The sequence below is a fragment of the Cellulomonas hominis genome (assembly GCF_005239125.1).
In the GTDB taxonomy this organism is placed as follows: Bacteria; Actinomycetota; Actinomycetes; order Actinomycetales; family Cellulomonadaceae; genus Cellulomonas; species Cellulomonas hominis_A.
The window spans coordinates 1-17,822 of record NZ_SZYE01000071.1 but is presented as its reverse complement, the minus strand read 5'-3'; the positions used below and the strand labels follow the sequence as shown (position 1 = coordinate 17,822).

The window sequence follows — 17,822 nt, the reverse complement described above, 5'->3', positions numbered from 1 at the left end:
GCCGTGCTCGCCCCCGACGCCGCCTGGGCCGACCACGGCGCCGTGGCCGCCGACGCCTACGCGCTCGGCTACGCGGGCACGGTCGGGCCGATCACCCCGGAGCTCGCCGCCCGGATGTCCTCCTCCTGGCGGCCCGGCTGCCCGGTCCCGCTGGCCGACCTGCGCCACGTCACGGTCACCTACCGGGACGTCGGCGGGGGCGCCGCCACCGGCGAGCTCGTCGTGCACGCCGACGTCGCCGACAGCGTCGTCGCCGTGTTCGGCGAGCTGTTCGCGCTGGGCTACCCGATCCGCTCGATGCGGCTGGTGGACGACTTCGGCGGCAGCGACGACGCCTCGATGGCCGCCGACAACACGTCGGCGTTCAACTGCCGGCCGATCAGCCGGGGCACCGGCTGGTCCGAGCACGCGTACGGCCGGGCGATCGACCTGAACCCGGTCGAGAACCCGTACGTGCGCGGGTCGCTGGTCCTGCCGCCGGAGGGCGTGCCGTTCGCGGACCGGCCCGACGCGCCGGGGGTGGTGCACGCGGGCGACGCGGTGGTGCGGGCGTTCGCCGCGCACGGCTGGCGGTGGGGCGGGGACTGGTCGTCGCCCGTCGACTACCAGCACTTCTCCACCACCGGCCGGTGACCGCCCGTCCGGCCACCGGGCCGGCCGGAGGCGCGCCAGGGACCTAGGGCCTGGCGCGGGCGGCGCCGCGAGGCGCATGGTGGAGGTGTCCCCTTCGTGGACGGAGGTGCGGGAGATGGACGACAGGGTGGTCGTCGGCTACGACACGTCGGCCGAGTCGATCGCGGCGGTCCGGTGGGCCGCCACCCAGGCAGCGACCCGCGGCTGGGCGCTGGACGTGGTGCACGTCTGGGGCTTCGCGGGCCAGGAGGGCGGCGGAGCCGGGGAGTCCTGGCTCGGTCGCGAGGTCCAGGCGCAGGTGCGCCAGGTCGCGGACGAGGGCGCGCGCATCGCCGCCGAGGCCGAGCCGGCCGCCGACGTCCGGGCGGTGGTCCGGCACGGGCCGCCGGCGCGGGTGCTGGTGGACGAGGCCGCGGACGCGCGGATGATCGTGGTGGGCCGGCGTGGCGCGGGCCTGGTCAACGCGCTGGTGGGCTCGGCCGCGACCGGTGTGCTGCACCGGGCGCGCTGCCCGGTGGTCGTCGTGCCGGCCACGACGCGCGCGGGGGCGGGCCGGGACCCGGTGCTCGTGGGGTTCGACGGGTCGCCGGAGTCGTTCCGCGCGCTCGAGGCGGCCTGCGAGCAGGCGACGCACCTCGGCACCGGCGTGAGCGTCGTGACGGCGTGGACCGTCGCGGTCGAGACGGCCGGCCCCGCGTACTGGGCCCTGACGTACCCGCAGCGCACGCCCGCGGAGGTGGCGCTGGAGGAGGCGGAGCGGGTGCTGGAGCGCGCCCGGTCCTGGGCGGCCTCGCGGCGGGACGTCGAGGTGACGTTCGACCTGGCGGAGGGCCGGCCCGCGCAGGCGCTGGTGCGGCGCTCGCGGCACGCGAGCCTGCTGGTGGTCGGCACCCGGGGCCGCGGCGGGCTCGCGAGCCTGGTGCTCGGGTCGACCAGCCGCCCGGTCGTGCAGCGCGCCGAGTGCCCGGTGCTGGTCACCCGCGGCGCGGAGGCGGTGCCGGAGCAGGACCCGCCGCGGCCGGAGCGCGCGACCGCGTCGGCCTGACGCGCGCCCGCGTCGCGCGCGGCTCAGCCCCGCGGCGGCGCGGTGCTCGCGCGCACCACCAGCCGGGTCGGCACGACGATCCGCGAGTCGGTCAGCGTCTCGTGGTCCCGGATCTGCCGGAGCAGGAGGTCGACGAGCCGGCTGCCGATCAGGTGGAAGTCCTGCTGCACGGTCGTGAGCGGGGGCCAGAGGAACTCCGTGAGCGGGATGTCGTCGAACCCGACGACCGAGATGTCGTCCGGCACCCGGCGGCCGTGCTCGTAGAGCGCCCGCACGAGCCCGGCGGCCATCTCGTCGTTGGCGCAGAACACCGCCGTGACGTCGGGGTCGGCGGCGAGCAGGCGGCCCTGCTCGTAGCCGGACCGGGCGCTCCAGTCGCCGCGCACCACGGCCGGCACCTCGCGCGCGGAGCCCACGAGGTGCTCCCGCCAGGTGTCGACGCGGATCTCGGCGGGGGCGGAGTCCGCCGGCCCGGCGAGGTGGTGCACGGTGCGGTGGCCGAGGTCGAGCAGGTGCTGCACCGCGAGGTGCGTCCCGGTCACCTGGTCCGCGGCGACCGCGGGGTGGTGGCCGACGAACCGGGAGTCCGAGACGACGACGGGCATGCGCGGCGGAACGGCCAGGCTCGCGGGGGTGGCGGTCTCCGCCCGGATGATGATCAGGCCGTCGATCGACTGGTGCGACAGCCGCGCGGCGGCGGCGGTCACGTCGTCCGACGAGGGGCTCTGGACGTCGACCAGGCTCACCGTGTAGCCCTCGGCGCGCGCGGCCTCGACGACGGCCTCGACCGTGCGGGACTCGCCGGTGCGCGCGAGCCGGTGGGCGATGACGCCGATGGTGCCGAAGCTCCCGTAGCGCAGGGCGCGCGCGGCGTGGTTGGGGGAGTAGCCCAGCTGCTCCATCGCGGCGAGGACGCGGTCGCGGGTGGCCGGTCGCACGTTGTCGGCACCGGTCGACACGCGGGACACCGTCTGGGACGAGACGCCGGCCAGCTGGGCGACGTCGGCGATCGACGGGCCGGCGCGGCCGCGGCCCGGCGCCGGGACGGTGTCAGTCATGCGGTGATGATAGCGGCATGGTGACGTCAACATCCGAGGTCCGACGGACGGCTCGCGGGTCGTGCGGCCGCCCGGCGGCGCTTGCGGGCCCCGGCGGGCCGCCGTCGCGGCGATCCGCGTGGGCGCGCGGATGGTGACGTCGCCATCCGCGACGGCACCCGGTGTTGACACGGTTCCCGACCGCGTGGCAGCGTGGCGCCCGCCGCGGAGATGTTGACGTCAACATCGCGCGGCGCCCCGACCCCCGAAGGAGTGGCTCGCAGTGACGACCCAGAACGTCCCGGTGCCTGCGACGGCGACGCCCCGCGCCGCCGGCCGCCGGCGCACGCGACGCGGCCGGTGGGCCGGCTGGGGCTTCGTCGGCCCGTTCATGGCCGTGTTCGCCCTGGTGTTCCTCGCCCCGATCGCGTACTCGATCTACCTCAGCCTGTTCCGCAAGCAGCTGGTGGGCGGCAACTCGTTCGTCGGGCTGGAGAACTACCAGCGGGCGTTCACCGACCCGCAGTTCTGGTCGGCGGTCGGCCGCGTCGGCGCGTTCCTGGTGGTCCAGGTGCCGATCATGCTCGGCCTGGCGCTGCTGGTGGCCCTGGCGATCGACAGCGGCCGGCTGTACGGCAAGAGCTTCTTCCGGATCTCGATCTTCCTGCCCTACGCCGTCCCCGCCGTGGTCGCCGCGCTGATGTGGGGCTTCATGTACGGGACCCGGTTCGGCCTGGTCGGCAACCTCAACGACCTGCTCGGCGTGCAGCTGCCGAACCCGCTGTCCCCGGACCTGGTGCTGGCCTCGATCGGCAACATCGTCACCTGGAGCTTCGTCGGCTACAACATGCTGATCTTCTACTCGGCGCTCCGGGTGGTCCCGGCCTCGCTGTACGAGGCCGCGGAGCTCGACGGCGCCAGCCAGTGGCAGGTCGTCCGGGCCATCAAGATCCCGGCGATCCGGGGGGCCCTCGTCATCGCGACGATCTTCTCGATCATCGGCAGCTTCCAGCTGTTCAACGAGCCGAGCATCCTGCAGAGCCTCGCGCCGAACGCGATCACCACGTCCTTCACCCCGAACCTGTACGCCTACTCGCTGTCCTTCTCGGGCCAGCAGTACAACTACTCGGCGACCGTCGCGATCATCATGGGCGTCCTCACGATGATCGTCGCCTACGTCGTCCAGCTGCGCGGCATGCGCAAGGAGGCGTGAGCCCGATGACCACCACCTCCGCCCCGGCCCCCGCGCCGGCCAGGACGTCCCGCCCCGCCGGCCCGCGGCTGCGCACGCCCCGCCGGCGGCGCAGCGCCGACAAGCCGCGCCGCAGCGTGCTGCTGACGGTGCTCACCGCGGTCGTCGGGATCTACGCGCTGATCCCGCTCGCGTGGCTCGTGATCAACGCCAGCAAGACCCAGTCCGACCTGTTCGACTCGTTCGGCCTGTGGTTCAGCGGCGACTTCGCCCTGTTCTCCAACATCGCGGACACGCTGACCTACGACGACGGCATCTTCCTGCGCTGGCTCGGCAACACGCTGCTGTACGTGGTCGTCGGCGCCGGCGGCGCCACGGCCCTGGCGGTGCTCGGCGGCTACGGCCTCGCCAAGTTCTCGTTCCCGGGCAAGCGCGCGGTGTTCGCGATCGTGATCGGCGCGGTGGCCGTGCCCGGCACCGCGCTGGCCGTGCCGACCTTCCTGATGTTCAGCCAGATGGGTCTGACGAACACGCCGTGGTCGGTGATCATCCCGTCGCTGATCTCGCCGTTCGGCCTGTACCTGATGTGGACGTTCGCCGCCGAGGCCATCCCCACGGAGCTGCTGGAGGCGGCGCGCATGGACGGCGCGGGGGAGCTGCGGACGTTCGGCCGCATCTGCCTGCCCCTGCTCGGTCCCGGCATCGTCACGGTGCTGCTGTTCACGATGGTCGCGACCTGGAACAACTACTTCCTGCCGCTGATCATGCTGAAGAACCCCGACTGGTACCCGCTGACGCTCGGGCTGAACGCGTGGAACGCGCAGGCCGCCACCGCGGGCGGGCAGGCGATCTTCAACCTCGTGCTCACGGGCGCGCTGCTCACGATCGTCCCGCTGATCGCCGCGTTCCTACTGCTGCAGCGGTTCTGGCAGTCCGGCCTGTCCGCCGGCTCCGTCAAGGAGTGACCGGCGCCCGACCGCGCCCGGGCGTCCGCGCCCGTCCCCGTCCGTCCCGTTCTGACAACGAAGTGAGAGGACCCCGCATGACCACCACCCCCTCCCGGCTCTGGCGCGGCGCAGCCGTCGCCGGCGCGCTGGCCCTGGCCCTGACCGCCTGCTCCTCCGGTGGCGACTCCGGTTCCGGGTCCGGCTCCGACGCCGCCGACGGTGGCTCCCTGACCGTCTGGGCCTGGGACAACACGGTCGAGCCCATCGCCGACGCGTACATGGACGAGCACCCCGACGTCACGATCGACGTCGTGAACGCCGGCACCAACACCGACGAGTACACGGCGCTGCAGAACGCCGTCGCCGCGGGCTCCGGCGTGCCGGACCTCGCGCAGATCGAGTACTACGCGGTGCCCCAGTTCGCGATCGGCGAGGCGCTGGCCGACCTGACCGAGCTCGGCGCCGACGACCTCGACGGCACCTACAGCCCCGGCCCGTGGAGCGCGGTGCACCAGGGCGACGGCATCTACGGCCTCCCGATGGACTCGGGTCCGATGGCGCTGTTCTACAACACCACGGTGTTCGAGAAGTACGGCGTGCAGGTGCCGACCACCTGGGACGAGTACCTCGCCGCCGCGCGGGCGCTGCACGCCGCCGACCCGAACGTGTACATCACCAACGACACCGGCGACGCGGGCTTCGCGACGTCGATGATCTGGCAGGCCGGCGGCCACCCGTACCAGGTCGACGGCACCGACGTGACGATCGACTTCACGGACGAGGGGTCCACCAAGTTCGCCGAGATGTGGCAGCAGCTGCTCGACGAGGACCTGGTCGCGCCGACCTCCTCGTGGAGCGACGAGTGGTACCAGGGCCTGGGCAACGGCACGATCGCCTCGCTCGCCATCGGCGCCTGGATGCCCGGCAACCTCGAGGCCAGCGTCACCCAGTCGGCGGGCCAGTGGCGCGTCGCGCCGCTCCCGCAGTGGGAGGCGGGCCAGACCGCGTCGTCCGAGAACGGCGGGTCGGCGCTCTCGATCACGGAGGCGAGCCCGAACAAGGAGCTCGCCTACGACTTCCTGACCTACCTGTCGAACGGTGACGGCACCAAGATCCGCATCGACGCCGGCGGCTTCCCGGCCACGACGGCCGACCTGGAGTCGGACGAGTTCCTGAACAAGGAGTCCGACTACTTCGGCGGCCAGAAGATCAACGAGGTGCTCTCGCAGTCCGCGGCCGACGTCGTCGAGGGCTGGCAGTACCTGCCGTACCAGGTGTACGCGAACAGCATCTTCAACGACACGGTGGGCCAGGCGTACGTCGGCTCCACCACCCTGACCGAGGGCCTCGCGGACTGGCAGCAGCAGTCCGTCGACTACGGCAACGAGCAGGGCTTCACCGCGAAGTGACGCCGGTGGGCCGGCGGCGGGGACCCGCCGCCGGCCCGCCCCCGCCGGGCTGGAGCAGCGCCGGCGCGCACCCCACCGAGACCCGGGAGCACGACCCCGCCATGCCCACGTTCGAGATCGGCGACACCGACTTCCTCCTCGACGGCCGCCCGCACCAGGTGATCTCCGGCGCCCTGCACTACTTCCGGGTGCACCCCGGGCTGTGGGCCGACCGCATCCGCAAGGCCCGGCTGATGGGTCTCAACACCATCGAGACGTACGTCGCGTGGAACGTGCACGCCCCCGAGCGCGGCCGGTTCGACCTCGACGGCCCGCGCGACCTCGGCCGGTTCCTCGACCTGGTCGCCGCGGAGGGGATGCACGCGATCGTGCGGCCCGGGCCGTACATCTGCGCCGAGTGGGACGGCGGCGGGCTGCCGGGCTGGCTGCTCGCCGACCCGGACGTGGGCGTGCGGCGGCACGAGCCGCGCTACCTCGCCGCGATCGAGGAGTACTACGACCAGCTGCTGCCCCTGGTCGCCGAGCGCCAGGTCACCCGGGGCGGGTCGGTGATCGCCGTGCAGGTGGAGAACGAGTACGGCGCCTACGGCGACGACCAGGAGTACCTGCGGGCGCTCATCAAGATGAACCGGGAGCGGGGCATCGAGGTCCCGCTGCTGAGCTGCGACCAGGCCGACGACGCCATGCAGACCCGGGGCAGCGTCCCGGAGCTGCACCGCACCGCGACCTTCGGCGCGCGCGCCACCGAGCGGCTCGCGCTGCTCCGCCGGCACCAGCCGACCGGCCCGCTCATGTGCATGGAGTTCTGGAACGGCTGGTTCGACTCGTGGGGGCAGCACCACCACGTCGCGCCGGCCGAGGTGAACGCGCAGGACCTGGACGACCTGCTCGCGGCGGGTGCATCGGTCAACCTCTACATGTTCCACGGCGGCACGAACTTCGGCTTCACCAGCGGGGCCAACGACAAGGGCACCTACCTGCCGATCACGACCTCCTACGACTACGACGCCCCGCTCGCCGAGGACGGGTCGCCGACCCCCAAGTACTTCGCGATGCGCGACGTCATCGCGCGGCACGCCCCGGTGCCCGACGAGGTCCCGGCGCCGCGCACGCCCGCGCCGGAGCTCGCCGTCGACCTCGACCGCCGCGTCCCCCTCGCCGACGCGCTGCCGGCGCTCGGCGAGCCGCGGGACCTGGACCACCTGCCCACGACCGACGAGCTCGGCCACTGGTCCGGCTTCACGCTGTACCGCACGCGGGTCACGGCCGAGGACCGGGTGCTCACCCTCGACGAGGTCCGCGACCGCGCGCTGGTGGCGCTGGACGGCGAGCCGGTCGGCGTGCTGAGCCGGACCGAGCACAGCCGGACCCTCGCGCTGCCCGCCCGGGACGGCGAGCTCACGCTGCTCGTCGAGGACCAGGGACGGGTCAACTACGGGCCGCGGATCGGCGAGCCGAAGGGTCTCGTCGGGCCCGCGCGCACCGCGGCCCGGGAGCTGACGGACTGGTCGGTGACGCCGCTGCGGCTGGACGGCGTGGAGCCGGGGCTGGCCGCGCTCCTGGACGCCGCGCCCGCCACCGACCCCGCGGCCCCGGTGGCCGGCCCGGCGTTCCTCCGCGGCACCTTCGACACCGTCGAGGGCGCCGACCACTTCCTGCGCACCGACGGCTGGGGCAAGGGCCTGGTCTGGGTCAACGGCTTCCTGCTGGGGCGGTACTGGAGCGCGGGCCCGACCGCGACGCTCTACGTGCCCGGGCCCCTGCTGCGCGCGGAGCGCAACGAGGTCGTCGTCCTCGAGCTGCACGGCGCCGCCGCGGCGCGGGTGGCGTTCGCCGCGGGGCCCGACCTCGGCTCCTCGGAGGTCTGAGAAGTCACCCGCCCGCCACCGCGGTCCACCCGGTCGGCCCCTCAGATGACCTGCGAGGACGCCGATGACACGTGCAGGTCCCCGGCATGCTCGCCGGGGCGGCACGTGCAACAGCGAGGGATCGGGACGTGGACGGCGCAGGGTCGCAGGAGTGGGAGGCCGCCGAGGGCGCCCGGGTGCTGCGCGGGGCCCTGGCGGCGCTGACCCGCGACGGCACCTTCCCCCTCGACGGGCTCACGCCGCGCTCGCCCGCGTCGGCCGCCGAGGGCGCCGGACGCGTCCCGGGCCTGCCGCGCCGCCGGCGCCGCGTCGAGCCCGGCGACGGGCCCGCCCCCGAGGAGCTGGCCGCCCTCGCCGCCCGGCAGGCCCACCGGCTCCGCCAGCTCGAGACGCTGATCGAGGCGGCCCCCGTCGGCATCGGCCTGGTCCAGCTCGACGGCCGCACGCCGCTCACCAACGACACCCTGCGCCAGCTGCTCGGCTACTCGACCGAGGAGTTCGCGGCGATGCCGTTCGCGGACTACACCGTCCCCGAGGACCAGGCGGAGAACGACCGGCTGTTCCGCGCGATGGTCGACGGCGAGAGCGGCAACGACGGCTTCGCGATGCAGAAGCGGTTCGTCCGCAAGGACGGCAGCACGCTGTGGGTGGACCTGACGGTGTCGCTGGTCCGGGACGCCGACGGGCGGCCGGACTACGCGATCGGGATGGTCCAGGACATCACCGAGCGCAAGCGGCTGGCCGACGAGCTCGCCGCCGCGGAGCTGCACTACCGGCTGCTCGTCGAGCACGTGCCCGCGGTCGTGTACATCGCCGAGCCCGGGCCCGGCGGCCGGTTCGAGTACGTGAGCCCCCGGCTCGAGTGGATGCTGGGGCGCTCGCCCCAGGAGTGGCTGGACGACCCGGGGGAGTGGTCGCGCGCCATCCACCCGTCCGACCGCGCGATGCGCACCCACGAGGAGGCCCTGCGCGAGGGCCTCGGCGTGGGCGGCCAGCTGCCGTCCATCACCTACCGGCTGCGGCACCGCGACGGCTACGACGTCTGGGTGCGCGACGACGCCGTGCTGCGGCGGGACAGCGACGGGCGGCCGCGGCTGCACGGCGTGCTGGTCGACGTCAGCCAGGAGAAGACGCTCGAGGAGCGCCTGGCGCACATGGTCGACCACGACGCGCTCACCGGGCTGGTGAACCGCGCGCACTTCCACCGGCTGGTGGACGAGGCGCTGGCCGGCCGGGTGGACGGGCGCCGCGGCGTCGCGGTCCTGTACGTCGACCTGGACGACTTCAAGGCCGTGAACGACAGCTTCGGGCACGCCGTGGGCGACCGGGTGCTCGTGGCGGTCGCCGACCGGCTGCGCGAGCTCGTGCCGCCGACGGGCGCGGTCGCGCGGCTGGGCGGCGACGAGTTCGCGGTGCTGCTCACCGGCACGCCGGCCGCCGTGCGCCGCGCGGTCGCGGCGGTGCAGGAGATGGGTCAGGTCTCGGTCCCGGTCGGCGGCGCGTGGGCGCGGGTGAGCGCCAGCGTCGGCGCGGCGTCGGCGGGCCGGGCGCACACCACGGAGAAGCTGCTGCACGACGCGGACCAGGTGATGTACGACGCGAAGCTGGGCGCGGGCCGGCCGGGGCGGGGCGGCGCGCGCCGCGGTCCCGCGGGCGGCCGGCGCGCGGGCGACCGCGGTGCCGCGGGCGGTGGTGCCGCGGACGAGGGCGGCCGGCGCGCCGGGGGCTGAGGCGGATCCTCGTGTCCCCGGCGCGCCGGTCGTCGTCGTCAGGCGGTGGCGCCCACCCGGGCGAGCATGCCCAGCACCACGGCGGCGGAGCGGTCCGCGGCGTCGTCCACGTGCGTGAGGAAGTCGTCGGCACCGGCCGGGCCGCACAGGTCCGAGATGCCGCGCACCGCCAGGAACGGCACGCCGTAGACGTGCGCGACCTGCGCCAGCGCGGTGGTCTCCATGTCGGTCGACAGGCCGCCGGGGAACTGCTCGCGCACCGGGCCGACGAGGGTCGCGTCGACGAACGCGTCGCTCGACAGCATCAGGCCGGCCCGCACCGTGAGGTCGCCGGCGTCGGCGCCGAGGGCCGACCCGCGCAGCGCGCCGTCGCCGTGGTACGTCGCCGGCATGCCCGGCACCTGACCCAGGGCGTAGCCGAACGCCCGCGCGTCCGCGTTCGTGTAGACGTGCTCGGTGCCGACGACGACGTCGCCGACGTGCACGCCCGCCTGGACGCCGCCCGCGCTGCCGGCGCTGACCAGGGCCGCGGGCGCCGCGCCGCCGCGGGCCGCCGCGACCAGCACCAGCGCCGCGGACGCGGCCGAGGCGGCGTTCGCCAGGCCGATGCCCGACCGGACGAGCAGCAGGTCGCGGCCGCCGACGGTGAGCACGTGGTGCTCCGCGCCGCCGACCGTGGCGGCGTCGCCGACCGCGTCCGCCCGCTCCAGGAACGGGGCGGCCTCGTCCGGCATGGCGACCGAGACGACGACGTCGACGCCCGCCAGGGCGCTCGTCGCGATCACGCGGTCACCTGGCTCCACTCGGCGCGGTGCGCGAGGAACTCCCGCGCCGCGCCCTGAGCGCCCTCGAGGGTGTGGTTGGCGCCCCAGCCGCACTGCACCTCGTTGGCGGCGGGCACCTCGCCCGCCGTGGTGATGTCCTCGAGCGTCTCGGCGACCAGGTCCTGGACCTCCTCGTCGGCCCACTCGCCCTGCAGGATCAGGTAGAACCCGGTCTGGCAGCCCATGGGGGAGAAGTCGATCACCCGGTCGCTGTGGTTGCGGGAGTGCTCGGCGAACAGGTGCTCGAGCGAGTGCACGACCGGCATCTCCAGGTGCGCCTTGTTGGGCTGCGCGAACCGGATGTCGTACTTGCTGATCACGTCGCCCGCGGGGAGCGCCTTCTTGTCGGCCAGCCGGATGTACGGCGCGGCGACCGTCCGGTGGTCGAGGTTGAACGACTCGACGTTCATGCGGGGCTGGTTCACGGGACTCCCTCGAGGGTGGCTCGGTCGGACGAGATCATTGTGCAGCGGCCGACCGGCCCGCGGTATTCCGGGCACGGGGGCCGGACGGAGGTGTCCGGGGGACCGGGGGCGCCGCGCCGGGTGCCACGCGGGCGGACGGCGCGTCAGGCGGGGCGGACGGCGCGCCGGGGCCGCGGCCCGGTGCGCGGGGCGCGCGACCGGTCCGTCAGCTCCAGGAGCCGCACCACCCGCCCCCGGTGCGGGGCCCACGGCGCGAGCACGTCGAGGACCTCCTCCTGCTCGACGCGGCGGCCCGCGATCGCGGGCCCCACGAGCCGCGGCAGGTGCAGGTCGCCCACGGACACCGCGTCCGCGTCGCCGAGCGCCCGGCGGGTCGTCTCCGCGACGGTCCACACGCCGACCCCGGGCACGGTCGCGAGCCGGCGGCGCACCTCCGCGGCGGCGCCGGGGGCGTCGGGCGCGACGTCCAGCACCTCCTGCAGCCGGCGCGCGACCGCCGCGGCCCGCAGGATCGTCGAGGACCGCTGGTCGTCGACGCCGGCCCGGCGCCAGTCCCACACCGGGACCCGGCGCCAGCCGAGCGCGTCCGGCGGCACCCGCATGCCCGCGGGCGCGGGCCCCGGCGGGACCTCGCCGTGCCGGAGCAGCAGCCAGCGCCACGCGTGGTGGGCGTCGACCGTGACGACGCGCTGCTCCAGCACGGCCGGGACCAGCGCTCCGAGGACGTCGCCGGTGCGGGGGATGCGCAGGCCGCGCAGCCGGTGGTGCGCCGCGGCCAGCCCGAGGTGGCCGGCCGGGTCGAAGGTGCGCGGGTCGTCGCGCGCCCCGAGCAGGTCCGGCAGCCCGGCGAGCGCCCGCGCGGCGCCGGGGCCCCACGCCGTCGCGGCGACGCCGCCCGGCCCGGGGCGCAGGTGCAGCGTCGCGGGCCCGTCGGCCGTGCGCTGCGCGTGCCACACGGTGCCGTCGCGCTCGATCCGCAGGGCGGGGTCGAGCCCGCCGCGGCGGACGAGCACGAGCGTGAGCCGGACGTCCAGCGGGCCGTCCGCGGCGTACGTGCCGGTCAGCGGGCCGTCGGTGCCGCCGCCGGGCGCCGGGGCGGCGTCGGCGCGGTCGGGACGGCTCGGGTGCACGCCACCAGCATGCCGGACGGGGCCGACAGGCCCCGTCCGGTCAGGTTCCGGTCCGGCGTGCTGTCAGCGCCCGAGGAAGTCGAGCAGGACCTCGGTCACCTCGGCGGCGTGCGTCCAGAGCATGCCGTGCGGAGCGCCCTCGATCTCCACGTACTCGGCCTGCGGCAGCGCGGCGTGGAACGGGCGGCCGGTCGCGTCGATCGGCAGGATCCGGTCGGCGGTGCCGTGCACGATCAGCGTCGGCACGTCGACCTTCGGCAGGTCGCCCCGGAAGTCGGTCAGCCAGGCGGGCACGACCGCGCTGGACGCGAACCAGGACGAGCCGGCCGCGACGTCCCAGGAGTGCCGGAGCGCCTCCTCGGACAGCCGGGACCCCAGGTTCTCGTCCGTGTTGTAGAAGTCGGCGTAGAAGCTGGTGAAGTACGCGTACCGGTCGGCCGTCACCGCCTGGACGATGCCGTCGAAGACCTCCTGCGGGACGCCGGTGGGGTTGTCGTCGGTCTGCAGCAGGAACGGCTCGAGCGAGGCCAGGAACACGGCCTTGGCCACGCGCTCGGAGCCGTAGGTGCCGAGGTACCGGCCGACCTCGCCGGTGCCCATCGAGAACCCGACGAGGACGGCGTCGCGGAGGTCGAGGGTGTCGAGCACGGTCTTGAGGTCGGCCGCGAACGTGTCGTAGTCGTAGCCGGTGGTCGGCTGGCTCGACTGCCCGAAGCCGCGGCGGTCGTACGTGATCACGCGGTAGCCGGCGTCCAGGAGCGCGGCGGACTGCTTCTCCCACGAGTGGCCGTCGAGCGGGTAGCCGTGGATCAGGACGACCGGCTGCCCGGTCCCGTGGTCCTCGTAGTACAGGTCGATCGACGCGGTGTTCTCGGTGCCCACGGTGATGTACGGCATGGTCAGCCCTCTCGTCGGTGCGGAGAACGGGCGTTCTCCGCGATGTCGCCTACACTAGAGAACGAGCGTTTTCCGCGCAACCCCCGGGAGGTGGCGATGAGCCAGGTGCAGGGGACGGCCCGTCGGGCGCCGTCCGACGACGAGCTCCGCGAGCGGGTCCTGACCGCGGCGGACCGGCTCTACTACCGGCGCGGCATCCAGGCCGTCGGCATGGACGAGCTGCGCACCGAGGCCGGCGTCCCGATGAAGCGGCTGTACGCGCTGTTCGGGGGCAAGGACGCCGTCGTCGCGGAGGTGCTGCGCCGGCGCAGCGCGCTGTGGGAGCGCGGCGTGCGCGCCGCCGTCGACGCCGCCGGGACCCCCCGCGAGCGGCTGCTCGCCGTGTACGACCACCTCGCCGCCTGGTTCGGCGAGACCGACTTCCACGGCTGCATCTTCATCAACTCGTTCGGCGAGCTCGGCGGGTGCTCGCCCGAGGTCGCCGAGATCGTCCGCGCCCACAAGGCGACGTTCCAGGACTACGTCGCGGGCCTCGTGGCCGACGCCGGCGGGCCGCCCGTGCTCGCGGCCCAGCTCGCGATCCTCGCCGAGGGCGCCCAGACGACCGCCGCGATCGCGGGCACGGCCGAGGCGGCCACCCAGGCGCGGGCCGCCGCGGCGACGCTGATCGACGCCGCGGGCCTGCGCGGCTGAGGCCGCCGTCGTCAGGCCGCGCGGTCGCCCTGCACCCGCGCGAGGAACTCCGTCACGGTGCGCAGGTACTCCGCGCGGGGCCCGTCCGCCGAGAGCGCCAGGTCGTGGATCCCGCCCGGCACGGTCACCAGGGTCACGTCCGGCCCGAGCCGGGGCGCGCGGGACCAGATCTGCTGCACGTCGAGCACCGTGTCCTGGGCGTCCAGCAGCGGGTTGGTCCGCGCGTTCGGGCCGGACCCGGCCGCGGTGCACACCAGCACCGGGACCTCGATGTGCAGCCCGCGCGCCAGCCGGGCCTGGCCCCGGCGCACCGCGCGGAGCCAGCCCGCGCGCACCGGGAAGCCCTCGGCCGGCTTGAGCGCCCGGTCGTAGGTCCAGCGCCCGCCGTTGTCGGCGTGCAGGTGCCACGAGTACGCGGACGGCCCGTCGGCGAGCACCCGCATCCGGTCGACCGGCCCGAGGCTGTCCAGCACCCAGGTCGACACCACCCGGTGGAACCACCGGGAGCTCAGGTCGAACCACGGGCTGTTCAGCACCAGGGCGTCCACGGCGCCGCGGCCGCCGGGGCTGTCCGCCCACAGCGCCGCCGTGAGCCCGCCCGTCGAGTGGCCGTGCACGGTGAGCCGGTCGTGGCCGAGCTCCTCGCGCAGCAGCCGCGCGGCCAGGCCCAGGTCGGCGCGGTACTCCGCGAGGTCGTCGACGTAGTGCGGGACCTGCCCCTCCCGCCAGGACCGGCCGCACCGGCGCAGGTCGAGGGCGTAGAACGTGTGCCCGGCCGCCGCGAACGCGTCGGCCAGGTGGGTCTGGAAGAAGTAGTCGTTGAAGCCGTGCACGTGCAGGACGGCGCTGCCGCCCGGCGCGGCGCCGGGGTCCGGCGCGCGGCGGACGACGGTCGCCACCAGGTCGGGGTCCGCCGCCGAGAGCGCGAGCGTGCGCTGCTCCCAGCCCGGGCCGAGCGGGTCGGGCCGCCAGCCGGTCACGCGGGCCCCCGGTCGGCCGTCGAGGGCGCCCCGGGCCGGGCCGCGGCGAGGTGCAGCGGCAGCAGCGCGGCCAGGCCGATCGCGATGACGAGCACGATCCCCAGGATGCCCCACCGCTGGGACCCGGCGACCGCCACGGCGGTCGAGAACGCGAACGGCGCCAGGAAGCTCGCCGCGCGGCCGGTCGTCGCGTACAGGCCGAAGATCTGGCTCTCCCGCCCGGGCGGCGCCAGGCGCGTGAGCAGCGACCGGCTCGCGGACTGCGCCGGGCCCACGAACACGCAGAGCAGCAGCCCGCACACCCAGAACGCCGACGTGCCCGCGCCGGCCAGGGCGAACGTGGCGACGCCCGCGACCACGAGGCCGACCAGCGACACGACGATGAGCACCCGCGGTCCCACGCGGTCGTCGAGCGCCCCGGCCGCGAGCGTCGCGACGCCGGCGACGACGTTCGCGGCGATCGCGAACACCACGACCTCGCTCGCGGAGAACCCAAACGTGCCGGAGGCGATCACGGCCCCGAACGTGAAGACGCCCGCGAGCCCGTCGCGGTACACGGCGCTCGCGAGCAGGAACCAGACCGTGCCCCGGGACGTCCGCCACAGGTCGCGCACGTCGGCGACGATCCGGCGGTACGCCTCGGCGACCCCGGGCCGGCGCCCGGCCGCGGCGGACCCCGCCGGGTCGTCCGGCACCGCGACCAGCACCGGGATCGCGAACGCGCCGAACCACAGCGCCGAGACGAGGACCGCCACGCGGATGTTCACGCCGTCCTCGGCCGTCACGCCGAACCAGCCGACCTCCGGGTTGATGAACCCGACGAACAGCACGAGCAGCAGCACGATGCCGCCCAGGTACCCCGCGCCCCAGCCGAGCCCGCTGACCCGCCCCAGGGTCGCCGGCGTCGCCACCCGGGGGAGCAGCGCGTTGTAGTGCACGCTCGCCAGCTCGAACGTGACGTTCGCGGTGGCGAGCAGGGCGATGCCGAGCAGCAGGTTCGCGGTGAGCGACCCCGGCTCCGGCCGGACCAGGGCCATCGCCGTGCACAGGGTCACCGTGATCGCGGTCTGCAGCGCGAGGTTGCGGCGCCGGCGCCCGGAGCCGTCCGCGCGGGTCCCGGTCAGCGGGGCGAGCAGGGCGATCAGCACGCCCGCGGCCGTCAGTCCCCAGCCCAGCCAGGTGGAGTGCCGCGCGAGCGCCGCGTCCAGGGCGGCCCCGCCCTGGGCGACCACCGCCGGGTCGACGAACGCGTCGCTGGTCAGCCAGCGGGTGAACACGAACGTCGTGATGACGGCGTTGAACGCCGCGGAGCCCCAGTCCCACAGGGACCACGCGACGATCCTCCCCCGCGAGCCCGGGACGGCGACGCGCCCGGCCGCGCCGGCGCGGCCGGGGTCCGCGGGTCCGGGCGTCGGGGGACCGGGCGGCGTCGGCGGCAGCGGGGCGGGGTCGGCGTGCACCCGCCAGACATACCGTCATCGGGCGTCCCGCGCGTGTCGAACGGCTGAACGCGTGGCGACGCGGGCAGCGGCGTCACCCGTCCGGAGCGGTTGCCGGGCGCGCGGCGCCTGCCTACGGTCCGGCCATGACCTCGACCGTCCGCATCGGCATCTCGGGGTGGCGGTACGCGCCGTGGCGCGGGGTCTTCTACCCCCAGGGCCTGCCGCAGCGCCGCGAGCTCGAGCACGCCTCCCGGCACCTCGGGACGATCGAGATCAACGGCTCGTTCTACGCGCTGCAGCGGCCCGAGTCGTACCAGGCGTGGCGCGCGGAGGTCCCGGAGGGCTTCGTGTTCTCCGTCAAGGGCGGCCGGTTCGTCACGCACATGAAGAAGCTCGCCGACGTCGAGGTGCCGCTGGCGAACTTCTTCGCCTCCGGCGTGCTCACCCTCGGCCCGGCGCTCGGCCCCGTGCTGTGGCAGCTGCCGCCGACCCTCGGGTACGACCCGGACCGGCTGGCCCGGTTCTTCGACCTGCTGCCCCGGACGACGGGCGCGGCCGCCGAGCTCGCCGGGCGGCACGACGAGCGGCTCGACGACCGGGCCTGGACGACGACCGACGCGGACCGGCCGCTGCGGCACGTGCTGGAGGTGCGGCACGCGACGTTCGAGACGCCGGAGTTCCCGGCGCTGCTGCGGGAGCACGGCATCGGCCTGGTGGTCGCCGACACCGCGGGGCGGTGGCCGTACCTGGAGGACGTCACGTCGGACGTGGTCTACGTCCGGCTGCACGGCGACTCCGAGCTGTACGTCTCGGGCTACGACGACCCGGCGCTCGACCGGTGGGCCGCGCGGGTGCGGGCCTGGGCCGCGGGCGGCGAGCCGGAGGACGCCCGCCGCCTCGGCCCGGCGGCGGCACCCGCCCCGGCCGGCCGGGACGTCTACGTCTACTTCGACAACGACGCGAAGGTGCGGGCCCCGGTCGACGCGATGGCCCTGGCGGCCCGCCTGGGCGTGGGCCCCCTGGCCGGCGGCTGACCCGCCACCGCCCGCGGGAAGGCCGAGTTCGCCGGTTGCGCGCCCAGGGACGCCGCGGAACCGGCGAACTCGCGCGGAACCGGCGAACTCGCGGCGGCGCGGGTCAGCCGCGGCCGCGGAGGCGGTCGATCTCGCGGCGCTCGCGCTTGGTCGGTCGGCCGGCACCGCGCTCCCGCTGCGCCGCCACCGCCACCTGCTCCGGCGGCGGGGGAGCGGGCGTGCGGTCGGCGTAGCACCGGGCGGCGGGCTCCGGCCCGACCCGGCGCTCCAGGACGTGCGCCACCTCGACGATCCGCTCGGGTCCCTCCCCGCGGACCCGGACCTCGTCGCCGACCTTCACCGACGTGGCCGGCTTCGCACGCTCGCCGTTGACCCGCACGTGGCCGGCGCGGCACGCGGTCGCCGCCGCGGCGCGGGTTTTGGTGAGCCGGACCGCCCAGACCCAGCGGTCGACCCGGGTGGACGGCGGGCCGGCGGGCAGCGGCTTGGCGGCGGGCGCGGGCGCGGGCGTAGCGGGTCCCGCCGCGCCCGCCCCC

At 75.4% G+C, this 17,822-nt stretch carries 17 protein-coding genes; 9 read left to right on the top strand and 8 right to left on the bottom strand.

Going from position 1 to position 17,822, the window contains the following annotated elements; all coding sequences use genetic code 11:
* On the top strand, positions 1 to 633 hold a 633-nt coding region (locus tag FA014_RS10300), incomplete at its 5' end, for a M15 family metallopeptidase (protein ID WP_154729594.1).
* Between the two features lie 115 nt (positions 634 to 748).
* Positions 749 to 1,678 (top strand): universal stress protein, encoded by a 930-nt coding sequence (locus tag FA014_RS10295; protein ID WP_195969242.1) that lies wholly within the window; start codon positions 749 to 751, stop codon positions 1,676 to 1,678.
* A gap of 23 nt (positions 1,679 to 1,701) precedes the next feature.
* Here FA014_RS10295 and FA014_RS10290 read toward each other — a convergent pair whose 3' ends face one another.
* Positions 1,702 to 2,736, bottom strand: a complete 1,035-nt coding sequence (locus FA014_RS10290; RefSeq protein WP_154729592.1) for a LacI family DNA-binding transcriptional regulator — start codon at positions 2,734 to 2,736, stop codon at positions 1,702 to 1,704.
* Between the two features lie 262 nt (positions 2,737 to 2,998).
* On the opposite strand from FA014_RS10290, the gene FA014_RS10285 reads away from it, so the two are divergent.
* From FA014_RS10285 to FA014_RS10265, 5 genes are all read left to right on the top strand, one after another.
* A complete protein-coding gene (locus FA014_RS10285; RefSeq protein WP_230323042.1) occupies positions 2,999 to 3,928 on the top strand; it encodes a carbohydrate ABC transporter permease in 930 nt (309 codons plus the stop codon).
* Between the two features lie 5 nt (positions 3,929 to 3,933).
* The gene (locus tag FA014_RS10280) at positions 3,934 to 4,872 is read left to right on the top strand and encodes a carbohydrate ABC transporter permease (RefSeq protein WP_154729591.1); all 939 of its coding nucleotides are present in this window, start codon (positions 3,934 to 3,936) and stop codon (positions 4,870 to 4,872) included.
* A gap of 77 nt (positions 4,873 to 4,949) precedes the next feature.
* A complete protein-coding gene (locus FA014_RS10275) occupies positions 4,950 to 6,263 on the top strand; it encodes an ABC transporter substrate-binding protein (RefSeq protein ID WP_154729590.1) in 1,314 nt (437 codons plus the stop codon).
* Positions 6,264 to 6,364: 101 nt separating this feature from the next.
* Positions 6,365 to 8,131, top strand: a complete 1,767-nt coding sequence (locus tag FA014_RS10270) for a glycoside hydrolase family 35 protein (protein ID WP_154729589.1) — start codon at positions 6,365 to 6,367, stop codon at positions 8,129 to 8,131.
* A 128-nt stretch (positions 8,132 to 8,259) separates the two neighbouring features.
* Positions 8,260 to 9,861 (top strand): diguanylate cyclase domain-containing protein, encoded by a 1,602-nt coding sequence (locus FA014_RS10265; protein ID WP_195969241.1) that lies wholly within the window; start codon positions 8,260 to 8,262, stop codon positions 9,859 to 9,861.
* Positions 9,862 to 9,899: 38 nt separating this feature from the next.
* Here the strand turns inward: FA014_RS10265 and mtnN are convergent, their stop codons facing one another.
* The 4 genes from mtnN to FA014_RS10245 form a co-directional block, all read right to left on the bottom strand.
* Positions 9,900 to 10,646 (bottom strand): 5'-methylthioadenosine/S-adenosylhomocysteine nucleosidase, encoded by a 747-nt coding sequence (gene mtnN / locus FA014_RS10260; RefSeq protein ID WP_230323041.1) that lies wholly within the window; start codon positions 10,644 to 10,646, stop codon positions 9,900 to 9,902.
* Positions 10,643 to 11,095: an S-ribosylhomocysteine lyase gene (locus FA014_RS10255; RefSeq protein ID WP_154729598.1), complete on the bottom strand. Its 453-nt coding sequence runs from the start codon at positions 11,093 to 11,095 to the stop codon at positions 10,643 to 10,645. Before FA014_RS10255 ends, mtnN begins: the two co-directional genes overlap by 4 nt.
* A gap of 158 nt (positions 11,096 to 11,253) precedes the next feature.
* Positions 11,254 to 12,240: a DNA-3-methyladenine glycosylase family protein gene (locus FA014_RS10250; protein ID WP_230323040.1), complete on the bottom strand. Its 987-nt coding sequence runs from the start codon at positions 12,238 to 12,240 to the stop codon at positions 11,254 to 11,256.
* Positions 12,241 to 12,303: 63 nt separating this feature from the next.
* Positions 12,304 to 13,137 carry an alpha/beta fold hydrolase gene (locus FA014_RS10245; protein ID WP_154729587.1) on the bottom strand — a complete coding sequence of 278 codons (834 nt, stop codon included), beginning with the start codon at positions 13,135 to 13,137 and terminating at the stop codon, positions 12,304 to 12,306.
* A 96-nt stretch (positions 13,138 to 13,233) separates the two neighbouring features.
* Between FA014_RS10245 and FA014_RS10240 the strand changes: the two genes are divergently transcribed.
* Positions 13,234 to 13,830, top strand: coding sequence for a TetR/AcrR family transcriptional regulator (locus FA014_RS10240; RefSeq protein ID WP_230323039.1), 597 nt, complete (start codon positions 13,234 to 13,236; stop codon positions 13,828 to 13,830).
* Between the two features lie 11 nt (positions 13,831 to 13,841).
* Here the strand turns inward: FA014_RS10240 and FA014_RS10235 are convergent, their stop codons facing one another.
* The gene (locus FA014_RS10235; RefSeq protein ID WP_154729585.1) at positions 13,842 to 14,810 is read right to left on the bottom strand and encodes an alpha/beta hydrolase; all 969 of its coding nucleotides are present in this window, start codon (positions 14,808 to 14,810) and stop codon (positions 13,842 to 13,844) included.
* Entirely contained in the window at positions 14,807 to 16,270 is a 1,464-nt protein-coding gene (locus FA014_RS10230) for an MFS transporter (RefSeq protein ID WP_230323038.1), read from the bottom strand. Before FA014_RS10230 ends, FA014_RS10235 begins: the two co-directional genes overlap by 4 nt.
* A 125-nt stretch (positions 16,271 to 16,395) precedes the next feature.
* Here FA014_RS10230 and FA014_RS10225 point away from each other — a divergent pair, with 125 nt between their 5' ends.
* Complete coding sequence (locus FA014_RS10225) at positions 16,396 to 17,286, top strand: DUF72 domain-containing protein (RefSeq protein WP_154729584.1); 891 nt, start codon at positions 16,396 to 16,398, stop codon at positions 17,284 to 17,286.
* 103 nt (positions 17,287 to 17,389) lie between these two features.
* Here the strand turns inward: FA014_RS10225 and FA014_RS10220 are convergent, their stop codons facing one another.
* Positions 17,390 to 17,767, bottom strand: a complete 378-nt coding sequence (locus tag FA014_RS10220; RefSeq protein WP_154729595.1) for an RNA-binding S4 domain-containing protein — start codon at positions 17,765 to 17,767, stop codon at positions 17,390 to 17,392.
* Between the last annotated feature and the right edge of the window lie 55 nt (positions 17,768 to 17,822).

What these genes read in the sequence shown, in the direction of transcription:
- FA014_RS10295 (WP_195969242.1), top strand. Translation starts at nt 749, where the DNA reads ATGGACGACAGGGTGGTCGTCGGCTACGACACGTCGGCCGAGTCGATC.
- FA014_RS10290 (WP_154729592.1), bottom strand. Translation starts at nt 2,736, where the DNA reads ATGACTGACACCGTCCCGGCGCCGGGCCGCGGCCGCGCCGGCCCGTCG.
- FA014_RS10280 (WP_154729591.1), top strand. Translation starts at nt 3,934, where the DNA reads ATGACCACCACCTCCGCCCCGGCCCCCGCGCCGGCCAGGACGTCCCGC.
- FA014_RS10275 (WP_154729590.1), top strand. Translation starts at nt 4,950, where the DNA reads ATGACCACCACCCCCTCCCGGCTCTGGCGCGGCGCAGCCGTCGCCGGC.
- FA014_RS10270 (WP_154729589.1), top strand. Translation starts at nt 6,365, where the DNA reads ATGCCCACGTTCGAGATCGGCGACACCGACTTCCTCCTCGACGGCCGC.
- FA014_RS10255 (WP_154729598.1), bottom strand. Translation starts at nt 11,095, where the DNA reads ATGAACGTCGAGTCGTTCAACCTCGACCACCGGACGGTCGCCGCGCCG.
- FA014_RS10245 (WP_154729587.1), bottom strand. Translation starts at nt 13,137, where the DNA reads ATGCCGTACATCACCGTGGGCACCGAGAACACCGCGTCGATCGACCTG.
- FA014_RS10240 (WP_230323039.1), top strand. Translation starts at nt 13,234, where the DNA reads ATGAGCCAGGTGCAGGGGACGGCCCGTCGGGCGCCGTCCGACGACGAG.
- FA014_RS10225 (WP_154729584.1), top strand. Translation starts at nt 16,396, where the DNA reads ATGACCTCGACCGTCCGCATCGGCATCTCGGGGTGGCGGTACGCGCCG.